Genomic DNA, 3225 nt, shown 5'->3' with positions numbered 1-3225 from the left:
AAGGCTCTTCTATCTAATTTACCATTGGCAGTTAATGGCATTGTATCTAATGCTATCCAAATTGATGGAATCATATAACCTGGTAAATCTTCTTGTAACGCCTCTTGAATTGCTTCCTTATCAAAAGCATCTTCTGAAACTACATAACCCACTAGTATTTTATTACCTGTACTTGTTTCTTTCGCTAATACACAACATTGACTTACTGACGCTAAATTCGATAATGCATTTTCTATCTCTCCTAATTCTATACGGTATCCCCTTATCTTTACCTGTGTATCTTTTCTACCTATAAATTCTATATTACCATCTGATAACCACTTTGCTAAATCTCCTGTTTTATATAATCGGTCACCTGCTCTAAATGGATTGTTAATGAACTTATCATTCGTTAACTCTTCATTATTTAAATAGCCTCTTGCTACTCCTGATCCGCCTACAATCAGTTCCCCTACAACACCAACGGGAGCTAAATTCATTGCAGAATCCAAGATATATGCTACACTGTTCTTGATCGGTTTACCTATAGGAAGAGTAGTCTGTGTTTTTTCAATAGTATAAGTGGTTGAAAATGTAGTATTCTCTGTAGGACCATAACCGTTAATGATTTTTAAATCTGGATATAGTTCTTTTACCGTATTCGTATAGTTAAACAAGACGATGTCTCCTCCAACTAATAAATATCTTAATGAAGCGAATATGCTTGTATCTTCCTCAACTACTTGATGGAACCATGAAGCGGTCATCCATAAGGTATTCACTCCTTTATCTACAATCAAGGACTTGAAACTTGAGGTATTTAATAATACTTCTCTGCTTGCTAAAACTAATTCTCCGCCATTTAATAATGTACCCCAATATTCTATAGTTACTGCATCAAAAGAAATTGAACCGGTAGATAACCAAACTGTCTCTGAATTTAAAGTTACATAATCACAACTTGTGGCTAAACTCACAATGTTTGTATGGGTTACCTGAACTCCTTTTGGGCGTCCTGTACTTCCTGAGGTATACATTACATACGCTAAATGACTTGGTGAAGTAACTCTTTCTAAACTATCATCTGGATACTTTGAAATAAGCTCATTCCAATCGCTATCTAAAGCCACAATGGTAAGGTCTCTTTTTCCTTCTAATACTCCTTTATTAACTTGGTTACTTAATACCAAGTTGATACTAGCGTCATTCAGCATGTACTCAATACGTTCTTCTGGATAGCCGGAATCAATAGGAACATAAGCGCCTCCTGATTTTAAAACGCCTAAAATTCCAACCAGTAATTCTAAGCTACGATCCATGCAAATACCTACCAACATGTCTGGCTGTATACCTTGATCTCGTAAATAATGAGCTAATTGATTTGAACGCTGATCTAATGCTGCATACGTTAGTGTTGTTCCTTCAAAAGAAATTGCAACCGATTCTGGTGTTTTTTCAACTTGAGCTGTAAATAACTCAACAACAGTTTTTTCTGATGGATACCCTAATGCTGTAGCATTAAATACTTCTAATATTTCTTCTTCTTCTTCTGGTGATACAATTCCTAAACTTGCTACTAATGTTGTTTGTTCTGTTTCTAAACCTTCTAATAGCTGAGTTAAGGCTTCTTGCATATACACAAGAATACGTTCTGATTCAATACTTTCTTCAATAATAGCTGTAAGTTCAAAAACATCTCCATAATCATCAACATTTAAAGTAAATGGATAATTAGTACGTTCCTGACCTCCTATTGTTTTGATTCCTAAACCTGTATTATCTCCTATTTTTCCTGTAGAAGTATGTGTAGAATGACGGAAGTTTAATAATGCGCTAAATAATGGAACATCATTAGAAATATTACTCCAATTCTGAATATTTGATAAAGATGTTTGCTCATAAGGTAATGCATCTTGTAATCGTTGTTTTACTGCTTCGATGTAGTTTATTACACTTTCTTCTAATGATATGTAAAACGGCAAAGTATTAATGAATAGTCCTAGAGAATCTGCTGATCTTTGTAAACGTCCTGAAAATAATGATCCAAATAATGCATAATTAGTATTACTACATTTTCCTACAACTAGTCCGTATGCTGCATGAAATATTACTGCAGGACTCATTCCTAATCTACTAGAAACTTCTCTAATTTCTTTACTGAATTTGTCAGATAGAACAATTGCTGATTCCTTACTATCTTTTCCATTTCCTTGAATATCTGATAAGCTAAATGGATAGGTAGGTTCCTCAATATTTTCCAGTAAATTTTTAAAGTAAGATTCACTATCGTTGTTAGCTTGTGCATATAAAGTATGGCCAATAAAATCTCGATATAAAGCTGGTGTTGGAAGATTTGATACTTGTCCAGATACATATGTTGTAATTTCTGAAAGAATCTTCTCCATACCCACATGATCCAATATCAAATGGTGTGCTAATAACAATACATAAAACTCTCCTTTTGCGGTATCTTCAGCTAATTTAATTCGTAATAATGGTGCTTTAGAAACATCCATCCATTGATGTCCTGGCTCTGTTAACTCCTCTAATGCTAATAACACATCTTTATTATCGCCAATAGCTAATTCTTCTGTGAATAATTCAGCTTTCCTAAGAACAACTTGAACTGCTTTTGGTAGACCTTCATTTAAAAATATGGTACGTAGTACATCATGACGATTTACTATAAACTGTAATGTCTCTATGAAAAGTGAACGTTGTGTATGACTAGGAAAACTCAGCAAATTTGGTAATACATAAGGATCTCCTTCTTCTTCAGTACTCATTAAATAATGGAAATACATTCCTTCTTGTAAAGGTGATAATGGGTACATGTCCTGAATATTAGAAACTCCTCCTTCGATATGAGAAATAACCTTATCTATATCTTCCTGATTAAAATCTAATAAAGGAATCATTTCTGGAGTAATACGATCTGTATCTACGGTAATTCCATTGGCTGGAACTTGATAAACTGTATCTATAGATGATAATTTCTCTGTAATAGCTGCTACAGTTGTATTTGAAAATACATCCTTCACCTCTACATAAAAACCAATACTCTGTAAACGAGAAATTAATTGCACAATTAGTAAACTATGTCCTCCTAATTCAAAGAAATCATCATAGACACCTACTTTTTCAACACCCAATACATCTTGCCAAATAGTAACTAATTGTTCTTCTGTTTCATTTCTTGGTGCTACGTATTCTTTGGTTGATAATGCAGTGCTATCTGGTTCTGGT

General features: G+C 33.7%; 1 protein-coding gene. It reads right to left on the bottom strand.

Features of this window, described 5'->3' with window-relative positions; all coding sequences use genetic code 11:
• On the bottom strand, positions 1–3225 hold a 3225-nt coding region (locus BVC87_RS22845), incomplete at both ends, for a non-ribosomal peptide synthetase (protein ID WP_075344708.1).

It is taken from the genome of Tenacibaculum agarivorans (assembly GCF_001936575.1).
Classification (GTDB): domain Bacteria; phylum Bacteroidota; class Bacteroidia; order Flavobacteriales; family Flavobacteriaceae; genus Polaribacter; species Polaribacter agarivorans.
Note: the sequence above shows the minus strand (reverse complement) of the source record. Positions and strands in the feature narration are given on the sequence as shown.